Raw genomic sequence first — 26,269 nt, 5'->3', positions numbered from 1 at the left:
AATGGCCTTGTGACATGGAACGGGTAACCTGCAACAGCCGTTCTATGTTTTCATTAGTTGTCATATCACATGCACAGATGTTCCGGGAAGAAGCGTCCATTATTCAACAATTGTTTGAAGCAGGCATGGAGCTTTTTCACCTGCGGAAACCGCAGGCGGATGATCAGGCGCTAAGGCAATTGCTGAACGCCATTCCCGATCAATGGCATCAACGCATCGCGATACATGGCCATCATCAGCTGATGCATGAATATGATATCCGGCGTTTGCATTTTACGGAAGCGCATCGCGAAGCAACGAAGGAAGATGTTTTCTTTGACATGAAAGCTAAGGGTTATAACCTCAGCACTTCTGTGCATGCGTTGTCAGCCCTGCAAATACTGCCGGGCTGTTTTTCGTACAGCTTTTTTTCACCGGTCTTTGATAGTATTTCAAAACAGCAATACAAAGGCGTGGCCGGTGAGGGATTTTATCTTCAGGAGGAACAGAAAGCAGTTCCGGTGATCGGCCTGGGCGGGATCGATGCAGGAAATATTCGATCGGTTGCGGCAATGAATTTTGATGGGGCTGCCGTGTTGGGAACCATCTGGAATGAGCCGGCGAAGGCCGTAGCTAATTATACATCATTACTAACCCAGTTGAAGCGAACCCATACTCATTAAACTATGCAACCACTACGACCGTATGTATTGAGCATTGCAGGCTTCGACCCCAGTGGTGGGGCGGGTGTGCTGGCCGATTGCAAAACCTTTGAACAACATGGCGTATATGGTTTTGGGGTTTCTACCGCCTGGACGGTTCAAACCGATGATCAGTTCTTGAATATTCACTGGTTGAGCGAAGAGCAGATCTTTGAACAACTGGAACCCCTGCTGCGCAAGTTTGTGATCTCCGTATGTAAGATCGGGGTGATCAATTCGCCGCAAACCCTGCTGCGGGTGATCCGTTTTATAAAAGACTATAATCCGGCGATCCGCATCGTGTGGGACCCGGTTCTGAAAGCCAGCGCCGGTTTTGAATTTCATGAGCTGAATACCTTTCATAACCTGGAAGAAATACTCACGGAACTGACCTTGTTGACGCCGAACTATCATGAATTGCAGCAACTGCAGCTTATTACCGGCGAAGACCTGGTAAAGGACGATCATGCCGTTTTTTGTTCGGTCTTATTGAAAGGCGGACACCGGCCGGATGCCCTGGGCACCGATTCCCTGTATGAACCGGGTGGTCTTACCGTGATAGAAGCCGGTGTTGAGAAAGTATTTCAAAAACATGGTTCGGGTTGCGTGCTGGCGGCTGCCATCACCGCCCGCCTGGCTGCCGGTGTACCTCTGAAAAAAGCCTGTAAAATGGCAAAACAATATGTAGAATCATTTTTAAACAGTAACCAGTCATTACTGGGGTATCATTCAATATGATGGATCGATTGTATTTTATTTCACAACAAACAGCGGCAAAAACGCACCTGGCGGCCATTGAAGAAGCGCTGGAAGCTGGTTGCCGCCTGATCCAGTTGCGGGTAAAGAAGCAGCCGGAGGCAGCCGTATTGCCGCTGGCAACCGCCGCCAAACAATTGTGCGACCGCTATCATGCAAAGCTCATCATTAATGATTTTCCGCAGGTGGCCAAAACGGTAGGCGCCTGGGGCATACATGTGGGTTTACAGGATATGCCCGTTAAAGAAGTGCGGGCGATTGCAGGCCCAAACATGATCATCGGAGGCACGGCCAATACTTTCCATCATATTCAGCAACGGGTAGCGGAAGGCGTTGATTATATCGGGCTGGGCCCTTTTCGTTTTACGTCAACTAAGGAGAAGCTGAGTCCCATCTTAGGATTGGAAGGCTACCAACGGATCATGCACCAGGTACGAGCCGCCAATATTCAACTACCCATTGTGGCCATTGGCGGTATTGTCGCCGATGATGTACCGGGTTTACGGGATGCCGGAATTCATGGTGTAGCTATATCGGGCGCTATTCTGAATGCAACGGATCGAAAGGGAGCGGTTAAAAAAATCAACGCTTTATTCAGTTCGTAAGTTATTCGGTTCATTAGTTATTCAGTTCAGAATGGCTTATAAACTCAATAACTGAATAACTCAATAACTCGATAACTGATTAACTACTGCTGATCACAAAAAATCATTGTATGCTTACAATAGCAAATAAAACATTCAATTCGAGATTATTCACCGGAACAGGAAAATTCAGTGCTGCCGGATTAATGGAAGATGCCTTACTGGCATCGGGTTCAGAACTGGTGACGGTAGCCTTAAAGCGGGTAGATATGAACGATCCCCAGGACGATATCCTGCGGCATCTGCGACACCCGCATATCAATTTGCTGCCCAATACCTCAGGGGTGCGTACAGCCAAAGAAGCGGTATTTGCTGCGCAATTGGCGCGGGAAGCATTGCAAACGAACTGGCTGAAACTGGAAATTCATCCGGATCCCAAATACCTGATGCCCGATCCAATAGAAACTTTACGGGCAACCGAAGAGCTCGTAAAAATGGGTTTTGTGGTGCTGCCTTATATTCATGCCGATCCGGTATTGTGCAAACGCCTGGAAGAGGCAGGCGCTGCCGCCGTAATGCCGCTGGGCTCGCCGATTGGCAGCAACAAAGGGTTAAAGACAATTGATTTTCTGGAGATCATTATCGAACAAAGTAAAGTACCGGTGATAGTGGATGCGGGGATTGGCTCCCCGTCCGACGCAGCCAAAGCGCTGGAGATCGGTGCTGATGCCGTACTGGTGAACACAGCCATTGCAGTAGCAGGGCAACCGGTGCAAATGGCAACAGCATTCAGAATGGCAGTAGAAGCAGGTAGAATAGCCTACGAAGCCCGCCTGGCCAAACCATTACATACAGCTGCAGCAAGTAGTCCCTTAACGGCATTTTTAGATGAACACTATGGATAGTTTTATCAATATATTCGAAAGGTATAACTGGAACGAGGTAAAGGAACGTATTTACAGTAAAACAGCGGCCGATGTGGAAGCTGCTTTAACAAAGCCCGGCAGATCGCTCGAAGATTTTATGGCATTGATCTCGCCCGCTGCAGCTGCTTACCTGGAACCGATGGCTCAATTAAGCCAGCAACTTACCCAGCAACGATTCGGGAAAACGATACAGATGTATGTGCCCATGTATCTTTCCAATGAATGCAATAATATCTGTACCTATTGCGGGTTCAGTCTCGATAACAAAGTACGGCGCAGAACACTCACGGCCACCGAGATCCTGCAGGAAGCGGCTGCCATCAAATCGATGGGATATGAGCATGTATTGCTGGTGACCGGCGAAGCCAATCATACGGTGCATGTGCCGTATTTTAAAAATGCGATCCATTTATTACGTGATCATTTTGCCCATATCTCCATGGAAGTGCAGCCACTCGATGAGGAGGATTACCGCGAACTGATCGCAGCCGGTTTGCATACGGTGCTGGTATACCAGGAAACCTACCATCGCGAGGATTATAAAAAACATCATCCGAAAGGAAAGAAATCGAATTTTCAATACCGTATTGAAACGCCTGACCGCCTGGGCAGGGCAGGAGTGCACAAGATCGGTTTGGGTATCCTGATAGGTTTGGAAGACTGGCGCACCGATTCGTTCTTTACAGCCCTGCATTTGCAATATTTGGAGCGTACTTACTGGCAAACAAAATACAGTATCTCTTTTCCCCGCTTGCGGCCTTTCTCGGGCGGACTGGAACCAAAAGTGGAAATGGTTGACCGCGAGCTGGTGCAGTTGATCTGTGCCTGGCGGATCTTCAACCAGGAAGTGGAATTGTCTTTATCAACCCGTGAGCTGCCGCGCTTCCGCGATCATGTGATAAAATTGGGCATCACATCGATCAGTGCGGGGTCAAAGACCAATCCCGGTGGTTATGCAGTGGAGCCGGAATCCCTGGAGCAGTTTGAAATAGCCGACGAACGAAGCCCGGCGGAAATGGCGCAGGTCATTTCTTCCATCGGGTATGAACCGGTATGGAAGGATTGGGACATGACCTTGTCGAACCGTACGCAGTAAGCCTGATGCTTGTTTATCATTAAGTTACAGTTGGGGTGTTATTGGTGCCGCCGGCGGGTCAGTTGTTAAAGCCCTGCTGCTGCGTTTTTAATTGCATTTATAGTCGTAACTTAGGATATACACTATTTTATATGGCATTCCGATTTGAGTCAATGATAATTGAGATTCATGCCCCGCATTCGGAAGTAAATGAATCCATATTAAAACCCATCAAGGAGAAAGTACTATCATTTTCCCACCTGATCAAAGATGTTGTAAAAGCCGAAATTATACTGCGAGACGATACTGCTGCTTCACCACAGGAAAACAAGATCTGTGAGATCAGGCTTACCATGTATGGTGATTCCCTCTTTGTGCATCGCCGCTCAGCCAGTTTTAATGAAAGCGCCTGTTTGGCCGTGAATGAACTCGAAAAAGCCGTGCGGGAACAGGCAAGACTGGATCTCGGATTGCCTGACCAGATAACGAGCACGGTTAAAGTTTAGAAGTTGATAGTTCTAAGTGGTAAGTGCTAGGTTAACGGGCTCAGCATACTGATCACTTCTTCATCAGTAACCTGCGTAAAATTTTCATAGAACTCACCTACAGAGCGGAACTGCGAAGGTATCCAGGCGCAAATGAACTCATCACATACTTCACTTATTTTTTGCGCGGCCTGTTGCGCTGCTACCGGTACCGCTACGATGATCTTTTTCGGCGCTTCTTTTTTGATCATTTCCACCGTGCTTAACAAAGTATGCCCGGTAGCAATGCCATCATCAATGATGATAACGGTCTTGCCTTTCACCGGTGTTGGTTTTTTATCGCCCATGAACCTTTCATACATCGCCTTTAATTCCTCACGGATATTTTCCGTTTCTTCCCTGATATATGCATCCGAGGCAAAGGCATTCGGCGCAATGATCTGTCCGGTTAAGCTCACCGCACCGATCGCAAACTCTTTGTGCAGGGGGTGACCTATCTTTTTTGACAGAATGATCTCTAAGGGAAGTTTCAGGATCCTCGCGATGGGCAGGGCTACAGGCACACCCCCACGCGGTACAGCCAGCGTTACACCATCAACATTTTTGCAATGTTGTAAATGGCGCGACAGGGCCAGTCCTGCATCCATTCTATCCTGAAATATTGGCTGAGCTTGCATATATGATCAATGGAACAATTATGCCAGCAATACTTAACCGTGGCGTTTCCCGCTAAGCATATGGCGTGGAATGGCTTTTGCATTTTCGCCATAAACGAAATACTATGGCCAAAAAGATAAACCCGGAAAACCCGGAAATACCCAAGCCAGAAGATCCGGATATATCACCAGAAATAATTCCTGACAGGCCAACACCACCTTTCCAGGAGCCTGAAATTATACCTGAAGATGATCCCGGTGGTACTTCGCCTGGAGAAATTCCGGTAGAAGAACCTTCTGAACAGCCGGCAAAACAGTAAAACTTCAACCCGAAAGCCGAAGTTCTTAAATCAAAAAGTTCACAGTTTAAGGTAATGGAAAGTTTACTTTAAACTGTGAACTGTATCTGGGCGATGAATGACTTGCCAACTGCGAACTGCCAACTGCGAACTGCCAACTGAACTCTTCTAACCGGCACATTCTCAAATAATCACACCGTTCTACAATACCGGCATGGACATTAGCGTTTTATAGCCGTCCTGAAGCGCTTATTCGTAAGATCCGGCATATGGTATTGATCCGTTGCTGGTTTTACATGTTAATTAGCGTAGATATATGGCATACATAACGTATGACCATTTTTAATTTTTGTAAGCCTGACCATAAAAAATATCCAATGAAAACCCTTTGCATCCGTTGTATCCTATGGGTCTTTTCTGTACTGTTCTTCCAGCATGCCGCAAAGGCGCAGGTTGCTCCCGCAACCCAACAGACGACCGTTTCTCCGGTAATAACCATTGAAAAGGGTAAACAAAAAAAGCCGAAGGTTAAAAAGCAATGGAAGTTTACTGTTGATTTCGATGCAGGCTTTGCGAGTCCGGGCAACGCAGATATCAGCGATGTTTTTAAAGGCGGTCTCAATGCTTCTGCAGGGGTAAAAACAGCTTTCCTGAAAGACAAGTTATGGATCCGGCCATTGGGTGGATTGAAATATTATTTTAAAGATGCCAACCTGGGCGAAACCCAGCGCGAAGCATTCCGCACCTGGAAAGCAGGCATTGAATTACAATACAACGCATTTACCGTAAAGAAATACTCGTTTTTTCCGATCCTCAGAGTTGATCAGAACTGGTCGGTAAACCAGTTCACTAAAATAAATGATGAAAAGACGGCAACGCCTGCTTTTACTACTACAGATAAAGTGCTTACCGGTTCCGGAATTTCCTTCGATGCTGGTATTATGGTCGTTCGTTCAGGAGATCTGTATGTAAAGCTCGATTATGAATACTATAAACCCGAAATGACCGTAAATCCCGAGCTGGTTCGCGAGATGCTGGCAGCAGGTATTATCATGCAGGAGAAAAAAGTATACAACTGCAGCTCTATCAACCTGAGCGTTGGCGTTAACCTGAATTTCAAAAAATAACCTGATACACGCTTACATCTGGTAAAAGACCATAAACATTTTCAGATGAAAAAATTATACTTTCTTTTTTTGATGGGTGCGGTGGCCTGGGGTTGTGGCGATAAGGACCGGTTTATGATAACCAGCATTCCTACGGAACCTGTCATCAATGCAAATATCAAAGTCCTAATTAAAGATAACAGCCTGTTGGATGTACGGCTCGACAGCACCACGGGCATTCGTGGTATTACCACCAACAGCTATTTCCAGACAACTGATCAGTTCAGGAATTTTACCTATGGCCCGTATTCGCTGCCAAATGCGAAAATAACGCCATTCAGTTACAATGGAAATACTATCGTCGTTGCTTCAGGAAGTGCCCTGGCGCCGGTCTTACATTATTCAAAGGATTATGGAACCACCTGGACTACGGTTGTTCCGGCTGCATTCAGTCCGGCTATCAATACGGCCGGATTCAATTCCACCGAACTGGTATCCGCCAGTTATGTGAACCCTAATTTCCTGATGCTCGCCTATCAGCAAAAGGCGCTGACCACCGCAGACAGCCGCAAATTCTACAAATTGGATCTTACCACCCACGAAGCGGTGCGTATCAGTTATTTTGACGATGCGTTTCAACCCATGAATATCAAGTTCGCAGATGACAGCACCGGCTATATGTTGTTGTACAAAAATAGTTCTTACAGCAGTTTCATCTCCAGAACCCGCGATACGGGCCGTACCTGGAGTGAACCGAAAGCTATAGACAACCGGGTGATCACCGGTTTGCAGCTCGGTAGCAAAGGCAATATCTGTGCAATTGAAGATTTTGGCAATGTATATGTTTCACCCGATAGCGGCAAAACCTGGAAGAAGCCTGCCGCCGATCTGAAGCTCACATTTGCCCACATGGTAAACCAACATACCATTTATGGGTTAACCAAAGAAAGCCTGGTAAAAAGCAGCGATACCGGCGTTACCTGGAATACGGTTTCCAGCGAAGGATACGAATACCTCAATATGAAAAAACTGCATTTCCAGGATGATCAGAATGGTATAATGTACGGCGACCAGAAATTGTACCTCACCGCCGACGGAGGCATCAGTTGGAAAACGCTGTTGTATCCCTATGCTTATGTCGTTGAATAATTAATTTTTGCCCATTCTCTTCTTTATAAATTTTTCAAATTCCACCGCATGGAATGTGATGGTGGAGATCAGGAGACATATGCCCAGTTCTCTCCAGGTAAGGGGCGCTGTATTGAAGATCTTGTTCAGGAACGGTGTATAAATGATGGCGATCTGTAAAATAAAGGTGAGTGCAATAGCGCCGATCAATGGCCGGTTCGAGAATACGCCCAGCCGGAAAATATACTCGTGTTCACTGCGCGATACGAGCGCGTGCCCCATCTGGCTGAAACAAAGTACGGTAAACACCATGGTTTGCCAGTGTGCATCACCATGATGAATCGACCATGCCTGGGTCACCAGTCCAACCGCAGCCATGAGCACGCCCACCCAGATCACATTAAAACCTAAACCCACCGCAAAAATGCTTTCTCGGGGATCCCGCGGCGGTCGCTGCATCACTTTGGTATCGGCTCTTTCCCCCGCCAGTGCCAGCCCGGGTAAACTATCTGTTACCAGGTTGATCCACAAAATATGAATAGGCAGTAACGGGATCGGCAAACCGACGATAGGAGCAATGAAGATGGTGAGTATTTCTGCAAAGTTACAGGCCAGTACATAGCGGATGAAGCGCCTGATATTGTCATAAATGCGGCGGCCTTCTTTCACCGCTTTTACAATGGTAGCGAAATTATCGTCGAGCAGGATCATGGCAGCGGCTTCTTTCGATACATCGGTTCCGGTGATGCCCATGGCCACACCGATATTGGCACGTTTCAGGGCAGGCGCATCATTCACCCCGTCGCCGGTCATGGCCACGAACTGATCCTTTTTCTGCAGGGTTTTAACGATCCGCAGTTTTTGCTGGGGCGATACACGGGCGTATACTTTTATCTGGGTGATCTCATTGTCGAGGTCCTCATCGGAAATCTTCTCCAGCTCCACACCTGTCACTGTTTTATCACTCTGGTGCTGCAGGATGCCCATCTCACGGGCAATGGCAGCGGCAGTTATCGGGTGGTCGCCGGTGATCATTACCGGTACAATACCGGCAGTTTTACATTCTTCAATGGCTTTGCGCGCCTCTGGCCGCGGCGGATCGATCATTCCTGCCAGTCCGCAAAAATGTTGATCGCTTTCCAGCGCTTCAAAGTCGCCTTCTTTGGGCAATTCTTTTATGAGTTTGCAGGAGTAGGCAATGACGCGCTGTCCCGCTGCTGCCAGTTTATCGCTCTTTGTGTTGATCTGTTCTTCATTGGCGGCGCGGCAGATCTTTAATACAGATTCCAGCGCGCCTTTGGTAATGACGAGGAATTCATTGTTCACCGCGTGTACGGTGGTCATCAGCTTACGGTCTGAATCGAAGGGCAGTTCCTGTTTCCGGGGAAAAGCCGCTTCCCATTTCTTATCGTATTTTTCCTGTTGAACAGCATATTCTACCAGGGCTACCTCGGTAGGGTCGCCTTTTCGTTTGTTGTTATTGGTATGATCTTCCTGTGTTTCGTGGTTCAGGCTCATCACCAGCAGCAAAACCTGGTCTTTTTGTATGCCGGGAATGGAAAGGTCTGATTGATCATACTGCCAGATCTCCTGTACGGTCATCTGGTTCTGCGTAAGCGTACCGGTTTTATCGGTACAGATATACGTTACAGACCCAAGGGTCTCAACAGCAGGCAGTTTGCGGATGAGCGCATTTTTTCTCACCAGCTTTTTAGCGCCCAGGGCCAGCGCAATGGTAATTACAGCCGGCAGCGCTTCAGGAATAGCCGCTACCGCCAGCGAGATGGTGGTAAGCAGCATGTTCACCGGTTTTTCGCCGCGCAGGATGCCGATAAAGTACAAGACCAGGCAGATGCCCAGCACTATAAAAGATAATTTTTTACTGAAGTCGGCCAGGCGTTGTTGCAATGGCGTGGTGGCCTCTTTTTCCTGCAGCATACCGGCAATTTTACCGATCTCGGTTTGCATGCCGGTGGCCACTACTACGCCGGTTCCATTACCGGCGGTAACGAGGGTGCTTTTATAGGCCATGTTAATACGATCACCAAGGGGCACATCTTCTGTTGTGAGGGCGTCAGCCGATTTATCTACGGCCTGTGATTCCCCGGTCAAAGAAGCTTCTTCTATTTTCAATGCATGGCTTTCGCGGATGCGGAGATCAGCGCCCACCATATCTCCGGCTTCCAGTAAAACAATATCTCCCGGTACTACTTCTGCAGCGGGAATTTGTTCTACCCGTTTATTCCTTCTCACCCGCACATGGGCTGCCGACATTTTCTTCAAGGCCTCCATCGCTTTTTCAGCCCGGTATTCCTGCACAAAACCAACGATGGCGTTAATGACAATTATAAACAAAATCACGATCATGTCCTTGAGGTCGCCAACGATGGCAGAAATGATGGCGGCCACCATCAGGATCAGGATCATAACATCTTTGAACTGTACGAGGAACAGGACCCAGGCCGGTTTTTTCTTTTTTTCCTGCAACTGATTGGGGCCATACTGTTGCATCCTTTTAGCTGCTTCATCGGTAGATAGGCCATCGGGCTGGCTTTGAAGTTCTTTTAAAACGTCGTCTATAGAAGAAGTATGCCAGTTCATTATGGTAATTATTTTTTTACAGTCAATCGGGTTTGAAAGTTGCTAAACGCCTTAAATTCGACCATTATACTATAACACATCCTGAACATATGCAATATTCCGGCCTGATCGGGGTCAGTATTTGTTGCAAATGTATACATCGTAATTACTTTTCCTGCATATGAAAAATACTATTTTACTGCCTGTTTTCCTGCTTTTTTCAATTGTAATTTCTGCCCAGGTTAAAAAAATGCCTGCCTATCCTTTGATCACCCACGACCCTTATTTCAGCATCTGGTCATTCACCGATGATCTTACTGCAGAAAATGCAAAACACTGGACGGGTGCTGAGCAGGCATTGACCGGCTGGCTGCTCGTTGATGGCAGGTATTACCGGTTCCTGGGGAAAGGCAATGGCAAACAGGAAGCGGTTGCCGTAAAAAAAGAAGTAACTGTTACTGCTACGCGCACCATTTACCGTTACACCTGTGGTGCTGTTGACCTGCAGGTGCAATTCACCTCTCCTTTATTGTTAAACAACTGGGCGGTGCTCACGCGGCCCGTTTCCTATATTTCACTCATCGTGCAATCGAACGATGGCAAAACGCATAAGACGCAGGCAAGTATCAGCGTATCTACCAATGTGTGCATCAACAAACCTGAGCAGGAGGTCACTGCCGTAAAATACATGACCGCAGCTAAATGGCCGGTGATCAAAGCCGGTTCGGTAGCACAGCCGGTCTTACAAAAGAAAGGGGATGATCTGCGGATTGACTGGGGCTATTTGTATGTGGCTTCACCGGCAGGCGCTGAACAGGCGATCGTGGAGGCTGACAAGGATCTTCCCGCATTCATCCCCACAGCTGATTCAATCACCGGCAGGCAGCTGTCATTAAAGACCGTACTGCCCGCCCTGCAAAGCAGCCGCAGCCCGCAGGAACAATTCATTATGCTGGGCTATGATGACCTGTATGCTGTTCAATATTTCAATCAGAACCTTCCGCCGGTATGGAGGGCGGAAGGGCGTACCATCGAAAAAGAACTAGCCACCGCTGCCGCTGATTACAAAACCATATTGAAACAATGCAGCGCTTTTGATGAGAAACTATATGCCGATGTTAAAAAAGCAGGCGGCGAGAAATATGCCCAGTTATGTGTGGCCGCTTACCGCCAATGTATTGCCGCGCATAAGATCGTTAAAGACCCGCAGGGGGAATTGTTGTTCCTGTCGAAGGAAAATTATAGCAATGGCTCTATCAATACCGTAGATGTGACCTATCCCTCTGCGCCTTTATTCCTCCTGTACAATCCGGAGTTGTTGAAAGGTATGCTGAATGGTATTTTTTATTATTCGGAAAGCGGCCGCTTTAATAAACCCTTCGCGGCCCATGACCTGGGAACTTATCCGCTGGCGAACGGACAAACCTATGGCGAGGATATGCCGGTGGAAGAGTCAGGCAATATGATCATTCTGACCGCAGCCATTGCCAAAGCGGAGGGCAACGCCAATTACGCCAGAAAACACTGGAAGGCGCTCAGCACCTGGGTGCAGTATTTAAGCCGGGAAGGGTTTGATCCTGCCAACCAGTTATGTACCGATGATTTTGCCGGGCACCTGGCGCGAAATGCCAACCTATCGGTAAAAGCCATTGTAGGGATCGGCTGTTATGCGTTATTGGCTGATATGCTTAAGGAAAAAGATACCGCCGCAAAATACCACGCTATGGCGAAGGAGATGGTGAAAAAATGGATGGAGCTGGCCCACGATGGCGATCATTATGCGTTGACCTTTGCCGACAAAAATACCTGGAGCCAGAAGTACAACCTGGCCTGGGATAAAATATTAAAGCTCCATCTTTTCCCGGCTGAGGTATATGAAAAGGAGATCAGGTATTATCTCACCAAACAGAATACTTATGGCTTGCCGCTCGACAGCCGGAAGACCTATACCAAATCTGACTGGATCATCTGGACGGCTACCCTGGCCGATAAACCGGCCGATTTTAATGCACTGATCAACCCCGTTTATGCGTATCTTACAGAAACGCCAACAAGGGTCCCCCTGAGCGACTGGCACGAAACCACCAATGGTAAACAGGTGGGTTTCCAGGCAAGAAGTGTGGTAGGAGGGTATTTTATGAAGATGCTGGAGGGGAAGTGGTGAGTGAGCGACAGTTTCCCGGTCGCCGGTTCCCGGTTTCCCCGTGGCGCGGCCTCCAATGTCCTCGTACCGGTAACAGGTAACAGGTAACCGGTAACACAAAAATACAATTGATTACCTTTAACCTTAAAGAGTGCACATCTATGGATCGTCGTTCATTCCTTAAAAACTCCACACCCATTCTATTACTGCTTACCAATGGAAAATTGCTGTATCGTTCTGTTTCTTCCCTGGCGAATGCAGGCAAAAGCGTAAAGTTCCGCTTTGCAGTGGCCAGTGACGGACATTTCGGTCAACCCAAGACCAGCTGGGAAAATGATTACGCCAATATCATCCAGCATATCAACCAGCAGCATAAAAAAAGCCGGTTGAAAACCTGCATCATCAACGGCGACATTATCCACGATGATCCGGCGATGTTGCCATTGGCCAAACAACGCCTCGATCAATTGAAGATGCCTTATTATGTTACCCAGGGCAATCATGACAGGGTGAATGCCGAAGTGTGGCAAAACACCTGGAAGATGCCGGTGAATCATGCATTCGAGCTCGACAAACAGGTGTTCCTGCTGGCCACCACCTCCAATGAAAAAGGCGAGTATGTTTGTCCGGACCTCGACTGGATGCGCGCGCAGCTGGAGAAATACAAAGCGGCGCCGAATGTTTTTATAGCCATTCATATCACGCCGGTAAAATGGACCGACAATGGAATTGCATGTCCGGAATTCATCAGCCTGCTGAAAGATCATAAAAATGTGAGGGCGGTCTTTAACGGCCATGATCACGACCAGGACGATATGAAAGAAACAGAAGGGATCCCTTTTCTGTTTGACTCGCATATTGGCGGAAGCTGGGGTACAACGTATAAAGGTTTCCGTATGGTAGAAGTGTTGAGCGATAATACTATTGCTACCTATATTTTAAATCCAGGCGTGAAGCTGAACGAGCACCAACTGCGGGCGCGGCAGCAGGCGGTAGCTTCTTAGGGAATACAATGCAGATCCTCTCTGTGGCCATGCCGCGAATGGCTTACCGGCCCGGTAGTTCCTTCCTCAAAAATTGAGCAGCTGTAGACAATGCCGGCGCTACAACAAGCGCTGGTCCGCATTTTTTCGTCCGCCAGGCTGGTGTCTTACTTGCATTGAAGCGGCCTGCAGGCATGGGTCGTTGAACTAATGAACAGATTTATAACAGGTAAGCTTTAGGTGTTTGGTGTAACTACAGGTTATACAAGCAGTGTGTAATTTTCTCCATACTGCTGGTACGGTTTTTTTAGAATTGTTTAAAATGAATAAAAACAATTAGTTATGGAAACAGTAGTGGGCAATGTAGCCGGGTACGACTATGGTGCGAAAGAATTGGCCACCTCACCAGTTTCTATGAAAGAGCTGGAACAGTTGAAGCAAACCATCACCCTGGATTCAGATGATATGAAATACCTGCGGATCGCAGGAGACGTGCTCGAAACGCAAACAGAGGCGATCGTGACCTTATGGCGTGGGGTTATAAGTTCTACACCACACCTGTCGTATTATTTTAAAGATGCGCAAGGCAACATCGATGAACAATATAAAGAGAAAGTAAAAGAGCGCTTCAAGCAATGGATACTGGATGTATGTTACAAACCATATGACCAGGATTGGCTCAACTATCAGCATGAAATTGGTATGCGCCATATGGAGGCCAAAAAGAACAAAACAGATAATGTGAATACGCCCCCGCATATCCCTATGCGATATGTGCTGGCTTTCACAGCTGTAGTGAATGATACCGTAAAACCGTTTCTGGCCAAAAAAGGACATAGCCTGGGCGTTATTGAAAAAATGCATAAGGCCTGGTGCAAGGCGGTATTATTGCACGTTGTGTTGTGGACAAGGGCATATTGTGAAAGCGGATGGTGACATGCAACCGGCAATTGGCAATAAGCAATTGGCAAAACATACCATTGCTTATTGCCCGTTGTCTATTGCCATTGTCTGTTTCCTGTTCTTGCCGCATTGCTCATTTATCTTGAAAGGCTCCGTTAAAAGGAAGCTTTCTTATTCGCTTTCCCGTTGCGGCGAAGATTGCATTACATACGACCGCAGCGATCGGCGGCAGGGCAGGTTCGCCTAAACCGGTTGGAGCTTCATTCGTTTCTACAAACTGCACTTCCACATCAAGCGGGGCATCCTGCATCCGCATCATCTTATACGTATTGAAATTTTTTTGTTGTACAGCGCCTTTATCGAAGGTGATCTCGGTAAACCAGGCATGGCCCAGGCCATCTACGATAGCACCCTGCACCTGGTTTTCGGCACCGCTGAGGTTTACCACCTGTCCGCAGTTCACGGCGCAATACACTTTATGTACTTTGGGTTTGCCGTTCTGCATAGAGATCTCGGCCACTTCCGCCACATAGGTGTTGAACGAATAATAAGCGGCAAAACCTTTGTAACGGCCTGGTGTATTCTTACCCCAGTTACTCATTTTGGTAACGAGGTCAATAACAGATCTGAATTTATCGATATTGTAATTCACTTTGCCTGCCGGGTTATTCTTTGCTTTGTCGAGCAATTCAAGCCGGAATGCAACCGGATCTTTCTTTAGTTCATGTGCTATTTCATCGAGGAAGCTCTGTTCGGCAAATGCAATGGCATTATGCGTTGGGGCGCGCCATGGGCCGGTTTGAATATTGGAGCTAAGCCCCTGGCTGTCGGTACGGTAATTGGTAATGGCGCCCGCGGGGAAATTATCGGCAGCGGCGGCACGGCCGGCATTCAGGGCCGCAGCGATCAGGTACCAGCCATCGAGTTCGTTGTTGGCATTGATGGCAGCCCGGTAGCGGTACATGCCATTGGGGCGGTAAAAATCACCCTGCATATCATCTTCGCGTGTCCATATCATTTGTATCGGCGCTTTGGCAACGGAAGAGATCAATGCCGCTTCCACCACATTGTCGCTGCGTAGTTTTCTGCCAAAACCGCCACCCTGGCGGGGCAGGCCAAGCGTAATATTGGCTTCAGCGATGCCCAGTGCTTTGGCTACATCGGCAATGGCGCGGCCCGGCACCTGGGTGGGTCCGTACAGGTCGGCTTTACCATCGCGTACATCAGCGAAAAAGTTGATGGGTTCCATGGGCGCATGGCTCAATACAGGCACTTCATAAACACTTTCAATCACCTTTTTGGCGTTCGCCAGCGCTTTTTCCGCATCCCCGTCGTTACGGTCGGGTTTTTCGTTCTTCTGCTGGATGAGATCTTTAAAAGCGGCCAGGTGATCGGAGGTGCTTTCCAATTTGCCGGTATCCTCCCATTCCACTTTCAGGGCGTCGCGTCCTTTTTTCGCCGCCCAGGTATTGGTGGCGAGTACGGCCACGACATGCTCCGTGCGTACCACATTTTTAACCCCGGGGATCTTACGGGTATCGCTATCGTCGAATGATTTTAGCTTCTTGCCAAAAGCGGGTGGCCGCGATACCATACAATACAGCATGCCTTCGCGCCGGGTGTCAATCCCAAACAAAGGTTTACCGGTTAGGATGCCTTTGTTATCAATATTTTTTATGCGTTTCCCTATGATCTTGAAATCTTTCGGGTCTTTTAGTGAAACGTTCTGCGGAACCGGCATACCCGCTGATTTCGTGGCCAGTTCACCGTAACTGAGTTTCTTACCGCTTGCCTTGTGCAGAACGAAACCATTTTCCGTGCTGCATTCTTCAGCGGGAACATTCCAGGTCTCTGCGGCTGCAGCGATGAGCATGTGCCGGGCTACGGCGCCTGCTTTGCGGATGGGTTCATAACGGCCACGGATGGCGCCACTGCCGCCGGCAGACTGGTTGCCGTATTTTTCTTTATCGTAATCAGCCTGGTTGATCACCACTTTGTTCCAATCCACGTCCAGCTCTTCGGCCAGCAGCATGGGTAAGGCGGTTTTAACGCCCTGACCGATCTCGGGATTGGGCGCCATCAATGTAATGATGCCTTTCGGATCGATGGAGAGATAGGCATTGGGGGCAAAGAGCGGGGCATCGGTTATGGCTTCGGCGCCTGCATTCGCCAGCAATTCAAAACCCAATAAGATGCCGCCACCTGCCAGGGAGGTGATCTTCAGGAAATTCCTTCTGGAGATATTTGATTGAACCTGTTTCATGGGAGAAGCTTTAGATGTGAATCGACAATGGTGAATGGGAATTAGTTACCTGTCGCCGGTTCCCTGTTACCAGGGTGCGGCCTTCATTGTTTTTGGAATCACCGGTAACCGGAAACCGGGAACTGGTAACCGGCAACCGGTAACTGGTAACCGGTAACCGGAAACCGGTAACTGGTAACTGGTTACTGGTAACCGGTAACTGGTAACCGGTAACTGTTATTTCCCAGTTTTGTTTGCCGCCAAATGCACGGCCTTACGAATTCTCACATATGTGCCACAGCGGCATATATTGCTCATGGCTGCATTGATATCGTCATCAGTGGGGTTGGGCTTCCTTTTTAAGAGCGCTACCGCTGCCATTACCTGGCCGCTCTGGCAATAGCCGCACTGCGGCACGTCCATTTCGTCCCAGGCCTTTTGCACGGGATGATCGCCGTTCTCACTCAAACCTTCAATGGTAGTTATTTTATTGGTGCCAACTGCCGACACCGGGTAGCTGCAGGCGCGGATGGCATTGTCATTCATCAGCACCGTGCAGGCGCCGCATTGGGCAATACCGCAGCCGAATTTGGCGCCTACCAGGTTCAGCTCATCGCGTAAAACCCAAAGCAGGGGCGTATCAGGCAGCACATCAACGCTGTGTTTTTTATTGTTGACGGTAATTGTATAGGAAGCCATGACATTGGTTTTGATAAAATTAAAGAAATCAGGCCTATATGACGTCATAATGGGAGGGATGGTTGTGCTCTTTACCAAAAAATGATACTGTGGCTGAATTCCGTGACAATTAAGGTTAACTTTTGGTGAGAAAATAAAAAGAGCGAACTGCCCGGGATGGGGTTCGCTCTGTTATTTAGTATTCAGTTATTCAGTTGTTCAGTTATTTCGCTATTCAGTTATTTTTTCTTGCGATTAATTCTAAACTCAAGAACTTAGGAACTTAATAACTCAGGAACTTATGAACTTTGAACTAATTCTCCGCTAACTCCTTAACCTTTTGCAGCGCTTTCGGAAAGGTGTCGGAAAACATTTCTTTATGTTGTTCATCGATATCCAGTTCTACCTGGAGTTCTGTTTTTCCCTGAACGTCTTTCAGAATATAGTTCTCATGTGCACCGGCCCATCCTTTGATCTCTTCGCTTTCGGTATCTTCCACACCGTCTTTCACAATGCCCAGATGCAAGAAGCTCATGTATTCATTTGGAACAGCATCATCTATTTTGGAAACCATACCCATTCCATTACCATCCAGGAACAGCACTTTGCTGCCTTTCTTCCAGTCGGAAACAGCATGAGATCCTTCAGAGAAAGGAGCTGTCCATGCCCGGTAGGAATCATCCGTCCATAAAACCTTCCATACTTTTTCACGGGGTGCGTCGATGGTGATCTTGAATTCCTGCTTTTCCATATTAATACTTTTTTGAATGAAAGAATTGGTTTTTTCAACAGTATAAAGTTGATACAAATTCCGAACCTGAAAAGGGTGTGGTTGGGACAAATTCGGGGGGTGAATGCGACAGGGTGACGCTGCCCGGTTACCGGTTGCCAGTTAAACAGTTGGCGGAATACCCGGTATTCAGTCAGCCATATCTGGTAAACTTTACCAGTTGCCAGTTATATGCTGTATGCAATAAAAAAAGCGATCCGCCAGTTGGCGGACCGCGTGTAGCTGAATTGCGCTTTCAAAACTAGATCGTTGCATCCTGGATAGTGGCATCCGGGGCCTGCATTCTTACCGACAGGATCCCATTCGTACAGCCGCTTTCACTTTCATACAGTTCGCTGATGCCAATGGTTTGACCATTAACCGCTTCCAGGGTGAAATAGAATTTGCCATTGGAGGCTCTTTTCCGGTCATATTTGTTTTCGTCCGGAGCATTGCGTTTGACCGACTCAATCCCATTCTGGCAATTGGATTTTGTGGAATATCCTTCACTGCTGAGAATGGTTTCGCCATTGCCGGTCTTTAAGCTGAACTGGAATTCTCCATTTACGCGTTTGGTGATAATGAATTTTCCCATATCATCAAGGTTTGTGGTTAACGCTCCGGTTGTGGAACCGGTAGCTGGTATTGATTAACTAACAATTACGCATAGCATAAAAATAATCATATTGTTGAAATATGATACATGTTCGCTCATTCCTGAGTAAGTTTTGATTTAGATCAAGCTGTTTAATGGCTGTTTCCATTAGCACATTAGCACATCAGCACATCAGCAAATCAGCACATTAGCTAATTAGCACATCAGCTCTTACTGCTCCGGTATTGGTTAGGCGACATGCCCATCAATTTGGTGAATAGCCGCGAAAAATAGTAGGGGTCCTCAATACCCAGCTTATCCGCAATCTCCTTTACCCGCAATTCAGTAAAATGTAAATACTGGCAGGCCAGCTGGATCTTCAAATGATTGAAATATTCAATAGGCGCAAATCCCGTCTTTTTGCGAAACAGGGCCGAATAATGAGAGGCTGAAAAATTTACCGACTGGGCAATGGCCTCCAGGGAAAGCGCCTGCGCTATATGCTGCTGCATAAAGCTGATGGACAATTCTACGGGATCATCACCATGTACTTTCTCTGCCAGGTTGAACTGGTCGTCGTACAGGAAGGTGGAGATGAAATGATACAGACACATATTGGCATAACTGAGGTTATCATTTCCATAACCACGTTCCAGGCAGGCATACATATCATCAAACAGATCGAGCCGTTTTTGTTTGAAGGTGACCCGGCTGCAATAGCCATTCATTTTTTGTTTTAATGTGTCTACTATTTTTTTCGACAAAGAGCCGGTAAAATGGATCCAGTAAATTGTCCAGCTATCTTCCTCCGCCGATGCATAACTATGGGCATGTCCGGCCGGAATGATAATAAATGAACCGGGTTGCAGGGAATAATTATTTTTCATTACCTGCGCTTTGCCTTTTCCTTCCAGGCAATATATAAGGATATGCTGATCGCTGCCATGGGTTCGCTGCCGGTAATGATATTTTGCCTTCGGGTAATAGCCTATATCTGTTATGTAAAGCCCTGTGGCGATCGTATTGCTGTTACTGAATTCCGTGATGATCTTCCTGGGCAATACGATGGAGCGCTGACCCTGAAAACCTTCCCTTTTCTTGAGTACCGGCATGGCAAGCTGTTTGTGTGATTTGTCTATAAATATAGTTGATAATTAACAGCCGGAAAATAACATTGTCCATCATTTCCGTAAAAATTTCTATTTTCCCGCCAACCGCTTACCGGCATATTTGTATAATATTTTTTATGCGATCAACAATGCTGCCATTCATGAAAAGAACTATCTGCACCTGCCTGCTGCTATTTACTATAATATCGATTCCTGCCCAAACCTTAAGAAATACCATCCCTTTGAATGGCGCCTGGCGTTTCATCGTCGATTCTGCCAAAGCCGGCCAAAACAACAACTGGTCTGCCGGCTTACCGGCCAATGCAACTACAGTTCAGGTGCCGCATACCTGGAATGTAATGAAGGGACTGGAAGATTACAGCGGCCTGGCCTGGTATGAAAGAAGCTTTACGGTGCCTGCACAGCACCGTAATAAACAGATCAGGTTGAAATTCGATGCCGTATATCATGATGCAGTGATCTACCTGAATGGAATCCAGCTTGCTACGCATACCAATGCCGGTTATACGAGCTTTTATGTAGATGTAACAAAAAGTGTAAAGACCGGCACACCTAATAAACTGGTAGTTTCAGTAAGTAATGCATTCTCGGCTTCCAACCTGCCGTATAAACAAAAGTTCGACTGGTGTAATGATGGTGGTATCATCCGTGGCGTGCAGTTACAGCTTAGCGGCAAACCTTCTATACGGTATGTACACATTACACCCGATATCAATATGGCTGATTCAACAGCTACAGCAAGGCTTAACCTGAAGTTATGGGAGGAGGATGTTGAAGCGGTACAGGCAGCCGTTCGCATTTATGAAAAACGCTCTAAGAAAAATGTGTTCACGCAAGATCTGAGATTAATAAAGCAAGGTGATGCGTTCACCAGTTACATCGATCTCGGCAAAGTGCATCTCTGGCATTTTAACGATCCCTTCCTGTATCAGCTGCAGGTAAGCGTTAGCAATAATGCCCAAGCCACCGACCAGGTGACGCAAACATTTGGTTGCCGTAAAATAGAGCTGCGCGGGCCGCAATTTTTCCTGAATAATGAAGCCGTTCGTTTGCCGGGACTGGAGTATATGCCTTCGAGCCACCCGGACCATGGCAGTGCAGAACCGCGCTGGGTAATGGATTCGGTGGCAAATATGTTCAAAGACCTGAATGTGACCATCAGCCGGTTTCACTGGCAGGTAGATGAATATATGCTCGATCAGCTCGATGAAAAAGGCGTGCTGCTGCAGGCGGAAATTCCCTGGTGGCAGCAACCCGGCCGGCTAAGCCCTGAACTGGAAGAGGTGGCGCGTTTGCAATTCAGGGAAATGATCGAAAGGGATTATAATCATCCCTGCATCTTTGCCTGGGGCATCAGCAATGAAGTACATGGCAATGACCGGGATCCCGATCAATACCGGCGCTTGAAGCAATATGTAAAAACACTGGATAGTTCGCGCCTGGTGAATGTGGTATCTAATGAAACGTTCCGGCGGAAAGAGAACGATGAGTCGTTCATTGGCGATCTGCCCACCTGGAACGAATACATCGGCACCTGGTTTGGTAAAAAGACAGAAGAGCTGCCGGCCTATTTTGCCGAAATTGAAAGTTGTATCGGCGACCGGCCCCTGCTCATCACGGAAAATGGATTATGTGAACCGCGCTTTGCCGGCGGTGATCTGCGGCGCATTGAAGATATGACCTATCATTATAATGAATGGGCCAGGCGGAAATACATTGCGGGCTGCATTTATTTTTGTTTGAACGATTACCGCACACATATGGGGGAAGATGGTTCCGCCAACTACAAAGCCCGCATTCATGGGATCACCGATCTGTATTTCAAAAAGAAATCATCTTACCATGTATTCAAGCAGCTGGCATCACCGATCGTCATTACAAATACAAAAAAACTGAACGAGACCACCGTACAGGTAAGCCTTAAAAATAAAGACCAGTTGCCATCTTATACCGTGCGTGATTTTACCATCGTTTGGCCGGGGACGGAGGGACAGCGTTTATCTCAAAAGCTGCCAACGTTAAAACCGGGCGAAAGCGCCACCATTACCCTGGCCGGTATGCATGCGCGCGCCAATTTCGATATTTGTACACCGGCCGGTTATCGCGTTATCAGTTATCCATTCGTACATTAATCAAATGCTTGCCATGACCCAATACCGTTTTAATTCAGGTTACATTATAGCCATCTCTTTTATTTCAGCCCTCGGTGGATATCTGTTCGGATTCGATTTTGCCGTGATCTCCGGCGCGCTTCCTTTTTTGCGTACCATGTTTGGCTTAACCGCCTGGTGGGAAGGTTTTCTGACCGGTTCCCTGGCCCTGGGTTGTATCGTCGGATGTTTGATCGCGGGTGCGCTGGCAGACCGGTATGGCCGCAGGCCCGGATTGATGACCGCTGCTATCATCTTTGCATTGTCTTCTATTGGCATGGCCTTATCGGGGTCCTTAACGGTTTTCATTGTGATGCGCTTTGCAGCAGGTATTGGCGTAGGCATGGCCTCGATGTTAAGCCCCATGTATATTGCAGAGATCTCACCGCCGGCAGTGCGTGGCCGTAATGTGGCTATCAATCAGCTTACCATTGTGATCGGCATCCTTGTTACCAACCTCGTTAATTATCTGCTGGCTGACAATGGCCCCGATGCCTGGCGCTGGATGTTCGGCTTAGGCGCAGTACCTTCCTTATTATTCCTGTTAGGGGTCATGTGGTTACCTGAAAGTCCGCGCTGGTTAATGCAGGCCGGTCAACAGGAAAAAGCAAGGCGGATCCTGGGCAGGATCGGCAATCCGGATTTTGCAGAACATACCATTACCGATATAAAGCGATCCTTATCGGGTGCGCAACAAGATGCGGTCAGCGGTATTTGGTCGCCATCGGTACGCAGGTTCATTATACCGGGTATTTTGCTCGCCGTGTTCCAGCAATTTTGCGGGATCAATGTAGTGTTCAATTACACCTCTACGATCTTTGAGTCGGTTGGCGCAAGCCTCGATCAGCAATTGTTTGAAACGGTTTCCATTGGGGCCGTGAACCTGGTCTTTACCATCATTGCCATGTGGCAGGTGGATAAACTGGGCCGCAAACCATTGATGCTGGCCGGTGCTGCCGGTTTATCGGCGATCTATATTATACTGGCATTGTTATTACAGGCACAGGCAGCGGCTTCGCTGGTCTCGGTTTTTGTGTTGATCGCCATAGCTCTTTATGCAAGTTCGCTGGCGCCGGTCACCTGGGTGCTTATTGCCGAGATCTTTCCCAATCATATCCGCGCAAAAGCCACTACCGTGGCGGTAGTGGCGTTATGGGCCGCTTATTTCGTGCTGGTATTTACCTTTCCCGTGCTGGCGCAAAAGCTGGGCGCCTTTGGTCCCTTCTATATGTATGCCGGGATCTGTGTGTTGGGATTTTTGTTTGTTCGTAACAGGATTTCCGAAACCAAGGGGAAGACGTTGGAGGAAATAAGCATACGACATTAATGAAAGCGTTTCCAGTTACCAGTTACCGGTTGCCAGGCCCTTAATGCGGAACACCCGCCCATACTCAATCTGCAATAAATTTGAGACCCGGTAACCGGTACCCGGTAACCGGTAACAAATCAACCTGTAACATGAAACGTGAAACCTTGACACCTGTACCCTGTAACGGTACCAAGGGTACTAACTGAATAAATACTTGATATCGTCTTCCGTCAGCGACTTCACAAAACCCTCGTCCTCGGCAATCAATTCTTCCGCCAGTTGTTTCTTATGCTGTTGCAGGGAGATGATCTTTTCTTCGATCGTGTCTTTGCAGATCATCTTGTAAGCAAATACATTTTTAGTCTGGCCAATGCGATGCGTACGGTCGATGGCCTGTTGCTGCACAGCCGTATTCCACCAGGGATCGAACAGAAAGACATACCCTGCAGCCGTGAGGTTTAAACCGGCATTACCGGCTTTCAGGCTGATCAGAAACACATTGGTGGTATTGCCGGCTTCCTGGTATTTGTTAACCATCTCGATCCGTTTTTCAGGGGCTGTTTGTCCGTCAAGATGATAATACGCAATGCCTTCCTCCCGGCATTTTTCGGCCAGCAGGTTCAGCATGGTGGTGAACTGCGAGAAGATCAGCACCTTCTGGTCTTTCAGGTTGTTCTGCAATTCATTCATCAGCAGATCGGTCTTCACCGAATCGTTGCAGCTTTGTTCTTCCCGGGGCAGCAGCAGGGGCGAGTTACAGATCTGCCGCAGCTTTAGCATACCCTGTAAGACCGCGAGTTTGCTTTTATTGAGGCCTTCGGTTTCTATATTGAGGAATACACTTTGCCGGATGCTGTCCTTTACTTCGTCGTACAAACGCTGTTGCGCATCGCTCATTTTGCACCACATCACCATTTCGGTTTTAGCGGGAAGGTCGCCGGCTACCTGTTCTTTGGTTCTGCGTAATACGAAGGGAGCGGTAATGCGTTGCAGGGTTTTGATCTTATCGGTATCCCGGCGATGATCGATGGCATCGGCATATTCGCGCCGGAAAAATTCGCGGCTGCCAAAGATGCCCGGCAGCAGGAAATTCATTTGTGCATAGAGGTCGAAGGTATTGTTCATGACCGGCGTACCGCTGAGCGCCACGCGGAAACTCGATTGCAATCTTTCTACCGCTTTAGTGATCTGCGCAGCCGGGTTCTTGATAGTATGGCTTTCATCGAGCACAATGGTGCCGAAAGGGATAAGGCATAAAGCTTCAATATCCTGCCGTACGGTGCCATAGCTGGTAATGATCACCTGGAAATCGCCGGTAGCTGCGTCCTCGATGGTGCGATGCGCGCCATGATAGATCAGCACCTTCACATGCGATGCAAATTTTTGTAATTCCTGCGACCAGTTATAGATCAGCGAGGATGGACAAACGATCAAATGCCGTTGGTTGGCTTTTTCCTGTAGCTGGTGGGTAAGCAGACTGATCGTTTGCAGGGTCTTACCCAAACCCATATCATCGGCCAGGCAGGCGCCGGCGCCTGCTTCGGCCAGCAGCAACATCCATTCAAAGCCTTTTTGCTGGTAAGGACGCAGCTGGGCCTTGATAGTCGCTGGCACTTCGTATACTTTTTCACCATCCTGTTGCCATTGCTGCCATTTTTCCAACCAGGTATCTTTCAAAGTAGGTTTTAATACAGCGCTGCCATCGGCGCTTTCTTCTTCGCTGAAGGCAAGCCAGCGCGGCACCTGTATTTCCTGCCCGGAAATTTTTCCATGCCTGATGATGGTGCCATAGGTTTGTAACCATTCGTCGTTCAGAATGCCTAAGGAACCATCCTGCAGGAGAATGGCTCTTTGTCCGGCCTGGATGATCTTTTGAACTTCCAGCAGCGACACTTCTTCATCGCCGAATGAAATGACCATTTGCAGTACCAGGGCATCGGTGATCTCATTTCGAATGGTAACATCGGCTTTTACTTTGAACTGCGAATAGCGGAAATGCTGCAGCATATCCATGCCGATCACCTGGATGTTCAGGTCGAGCAGTTTATGGTATACTTTGAGGAACCATTGCTTTTTTTGCGCTTCCTCAAAGGAGAGATAGTAATACCCGTTCAGTTGTTTTTCAAAGTTGGGATGTAATCCTTCCAGCAATTGCCACAGGGCCTGTTCTTCCTGCTGGTTGCGGTAGATGGCGTAGGCCTGTCCATTACGCGTGATCTCATAGGTTGCTTTCCACGGACCTTCGGTAATAAAACCGTCGTATTCCCATTGTGGCGTTAATACGAGGAAGGACTGGCTGATCTCACTCAACAGCACGCGGTTCACCGGTTTTTCCCTGATCTCATTTTTCTGAAAGAGGTTATTGCGGTTAACGGTATAATCTGTTTCCAGTTTAGCCAGAATGATCTCTGAAAATTCCTGCGGCTGATGGCTGTATTGCTGCGGGTCATTTTCTTTCAGCCATTCGAGGGTTTGAAAGTCTTTATAGGCAAGAATGAAATATTCATTACCGCTGAGCAGCAGGAACTGGTAGCGGCTGAACTGCTCGAGCCCATAAGTGGCGCCGTTTATGGAAATAAAAGTATGTAACTGCAGGGCGTTGCCGTTTTTCGTTACTTCGAACTGCAATTGCGGTTTGAAAGTGCTGAAGCTGCCGGGCGCTGTTTTGAAATTACCTTTTTCGCCCGGTATTTTATGATACCATTTTACCAGTGCAGCAAATGGTTTCATTCTTTCCATATGCTCGTGCAGGCGGCGGGTGATAGCTGTTTTATAATACACTTCATAAGAAATGCCGGCGCGTTGTAAGGTGAACTTTTTCTGGATCTCTTCTTTTAACAGGCCGATCCGCTCTTTGCCGAAACACAAGAGGGCGTCTTTTACCTCTTTGGGCAATTTGGGATAAGTTTTGTTCAATTCCGCACTATTCAGCTCACTGTTCACATATTTCGGAATGCCTTTTTCTTTGGTGATCTGTAAACATTCCAGCAGTTGATGATCTGACAATAAACGATGGGGCTGTAACAATAACACATTTTTCTGATCGCTTTTCGTAGAAATCATTGGCAGAAAATACTTATTGGTGTAATGGG

The 26,269-nt window shown here is 47.7% G+C and carries 22 protein-coding genes; 14 read left to right on the top strand and 8 right to left on the bottom strand.

What is annotated here, in order from left to right:
* The first annotated feature begins 44 nt into the window (after positions 1-44).
* The 6 genes from JT717_RS09895 to JT717_RS09870 all read left to right on the top strand — a co-directional run bounded on the left by JT717_RS09895 (position 45) and on the right by JT717_RS09870 (position 4,527).
* A complete protein-coding gene (locus JT717_RS09895) occupies positions 45-662 on the top strand; it encodes a thiamine phosphate synthase (protein WP_205510053.1) in 618 nt (205 codons plus the stop codon).
* A gap of 3 nt (positions 663-665) precedes the next feature.
* The gene (locus tag JT717_RS09890; RefSeq protein WP_205510052.1) at positions 666-1,418 is read left to right on the top strand and encodes a hydroxymethylpyrimidine/phosphomethylpyrimidine kinase; all 753 of its coding nucleotides are present in this window, start codon (positions 666-668) and stop codon (positions 1,416-1,418) included.
* Complete coding sequence (locus JT717_RS09885) at positions 1,415-2,041, top strand: thiamine phosphate synthase (protein ID WP_205510051.1); 627 nt, start codon at positions 1,415-1,417, stop codon at positions 2,039-2,041. The genes JT717_RS09890 and JT717_RS09885 overlap by 4 nt, the downstream gene beginning before the upstream one ends.
* Positions 2,042-2,151: 110 nt before the next feature.
* Entirely contained in the window at positions 2,152-2,925 is a 774-nt protein-coding gene (locus tag JT717_RS09880) for a thiazole synthase (protein WP_205510050.1), read from the top strand.
* The gene (gene thiH / locus JT717_RS09875) at positions 2,909-4,042 is read left to right on the top strand and encodes a 2-iminoacetate synthase ThiH (RefSeq protein WP_205510049.1); all 1,134 of its coding nucleotides are present in this window, start codon (positions 2,909-2,911) and stop codon (positions 4,040-4,042) included. Before JT717_RS09880 ends, thiH begins: the two co-directional genes overlap by 17 nt.
* 131 nt (positions 4,043-4,173) lie before the next feature.
* Positions 4,174-4,527: an HPF/RaiA family ribosome-associated protein gene (locus JT717_RS09870; protein WP_205510048.1), complete on the top strand. Its 354-nt coding sequence runs from the start codon at positions 4,174-4,176 to the stop codon at positions 4,525-4,527.
* Between the two features lie 26 nt (positions 4,528-4,553).
* On the opposite strand, the gene JT717_RS09865 is transcribed toward JT717_RS09870, so the two are convergent.
* Complete coding sequence (locus JT717_RS09865) at positions 4,554-5,153, bottom strand: phosphoribosyltransferase (protein WP_240347933.1); 600 nt, start codon at positions 5,151-5,153, stop codon at positions 4,554-4,556.
* Between the two features lie 134 nt (positions 5,154-5,287).
* Here JT717_RS09865 and JT717_RS09860 point away from each other — a divergent pair, with 134 nt between their 5' ends.
* From JT717_RS09860 to JT717_RS09850, 3 genes are all read left to right on the top strand, one after another.
* Complete coding sequence (locus tag JT717_RS09860) at positions 5,288-5,482, top strand: hypothetical protein (protein ID WP_205510046.1); 195 nt, start codon at positions 5,288-5,290, stop codon at positions 5,480-5,482.
* A 356-nt stretch (positions 5,483-5,838) separates the two neighbouring features.
* Positions 5,839-6,588: a hypothetical protein gene (locus JT717_RS09855; protein WP_205510045.1), complete on the top strand. Its 750-nt coding sequence runs from the start codon at positions 5,839-5,841 to the stop codon at positions 6,586-6,588.
* 45 nt (positions 6,589-6,633) lie between these two features.
* Positions 6,634-7,716, top strand: a complete 1,083-nt coding sequence (locus tag JT717_RS09850; protein ID WP_205510044.1) for a WD40/YVTN/BNR-like repeat-containing protein — start codon at positions 6,634-6,636, stop codon at positions 7,714-7,716.
* On the opposite strand, the gene JT717_RS09845 is transcribed toward JT717_RS09850, so the two are convergent.
* Positions 7,717-10,296 (bottom strand): calcium-translocating P-type ATPase, PMCA-type, encoded by a 2,580-nt coding sequence (locus JT717_RS09845; protein ID WP_205510043.1) that lies wholly within the window; start codon positions 10,294-10,296, stop codon positions 7,717-7,719.
* 160 nt (positions 10,297-10,456) lie between these two features.
* Here JT717_RS09845 and JT717_RS09840 point away from each other — a divergent pair, with 160 nt between their 5' ends.
* The 3 genes from JT717_RS09840 to JT717_RS09830 all read left to right on the top strand — a co-directional run bounded on the left by JT717_RS09840 (position 10,457) and on the right by JT717_RS09830 (position 14,337).
* On the top strand, positions 10,457-12,439 hold the full coding sequence (locus JT717_RS09840) for a glutaminase family protein (RefSeq protein WP_205510042.1): 1,983 nt from the start codon (positions 10,457-10,459) through the stop codon (positions 12,437-12,439).
* Positions 12,440-12,579: 140 nt separating this feature from the next.
* Positions 12,580-13,422 (top strand): metallophosphoesterase family protein, encoded by an 843-nt coding sequence (locus JT717_RS09835; RefSeq protein WP_205510041.1) that lies wholly within the window; start codon positions 12,580-12,582, stop codon positions 13,420-13,422.
* A gap of 321 nt (positions 13,423-13,743) precedes the next feature.
* Entirely contained in the window at positions 13,744-14,337 is a 594-nt protein-coding gene (locus JT717_RS09830) for a protoglobin domain-containing protein (RefSeq protein ID WP_205510040.1), read from the top strand.
* A 100-nt stretch (positions 14,338-14,437) separates the two neighbouring features.
* On the opposite strand, the gene JT717_RS09825 is transcribed toward JT717_RS09830, so the two are convergent.
* From JT717_RS09825 to JT717_RS09805, 5 genes are all read right to left on the bottom strand, one after another.
* Positions 14,438-16,567, bottom strand: coding sequence for a xanthine dehydrogenase family protein molybdopterin-binding subunit (locus tag JT717_RS09825; RefSeq protein WP_205510039.1), 2,130 nt, complete (start codon positions 16,565-16,567; stop codon positions 14,438-14,440).
* A gap of 216 nt (positions 16,568-16,783) precedes the next feature.
* The gene (locus JT717_RS09820; protein WP_205510038.1) at positions 16,784-17,245 is read right to left on the bottom strand and encodes a (2Fe-2S)-binding protein; all 462 of its coding nucleotides are present in this window, start codon (positions 17,243-17,245) and stop codon (positions 16,784-16,786) included.
* 292 nt (positions 17,246-17,537) lie between these two features.
* Positions 17,538-17,975 (bottom strand): SRPBCC family protein, encoded by a 438-nt coding sequence (locus JT717_RS09815; protein WP_205510037.1) that lies wholly within the window; start codon positions 17,973-17,975, stop codon positions 17,538-17,540.
* Positions 17,976-18,255: 280 nt separating this feature from the next.
* Complete coding sequence (locus tag JT717_RS09810; RefSeq protein WP_205510036.1) at positions 18,256-18,588, bottom strand: YegP family protein; 333 nt, start codon at positions 18,586-18,588, stop codon at positions 18,256-18,258.
* 224 nt (positions 18,589-18,812) lie between these two features.
* Entirely contained in the window at positions 18,813-19,700 is an 888-nt protein-coding gene (locus JT717_RS09805; protein ID WP_205510035.1) for an AraC family transcriptional regulator, read from the bottom strand.
* Positions 19,701-19,858: 158 nt separating this feature from the next.
* On the opposite strand from JT717_RS09805, the gene JT717_RS09800 reads away from it, so the two are divergent.
* Both JT717_RS09800 and JT717_RS09795 read left to right on the top strand, forming a co-directional pair.
* Positions 19,859-21,850 (top strand): glycoside hydrolase family 2 protein, encoded by a 1,992-nt coding sequence (locus JT717_RS09800; protein ID WP_205510034.1) that lies wholly within the window; start codon positions 19,859-19,861, stop codon positions 21,848-21,850.
* Positions 21,780-23,195, top strand: coding sequence for a sugar porter family MFS transporter (locus tag JT717_RS09795; RefSeq protein ID WP_369411698.1), 1,416 nt, complete (start codon positions 21,780-21,782; stop codon positions 23,193-23,195). The genes JT717_RS09800 and JT717_RS09795 overlap by 71 nt, the downstream gene beginning before the upstream one ends.
* Positions 23,196-23,375: 180 nt before the next feature.
* On the opposite strand, the gene JT717_RS09790 is transcribed toward JT717_RS09795, so the two are convergent.
* Positions 23,376-26,240, bottom strand: coding sequence for a DEAD/DEAH box helicase (locus tag JT717_RS09790; RefSeq protein ID WP_205510032.1), 2,865 nt, complete (start codon positions 26,238-26,240; stop codon positions 23,376-23,378).
* Between the last annotated feature and the right edge of the window lie 29 nt (positions 26,241-26,269).

The organism is Longitalea arenae (assembly GCF_016924755.1).
Taxonomy (GTDB): Bacteria; Bacteroidota; Bacteroidia; order Chitinophagales; family Chitinophagaceae; genus Niastella; species Niastella arenae.
This window is presented reverse-complemented; position numbering and strand designations above follow the sequence as displayed.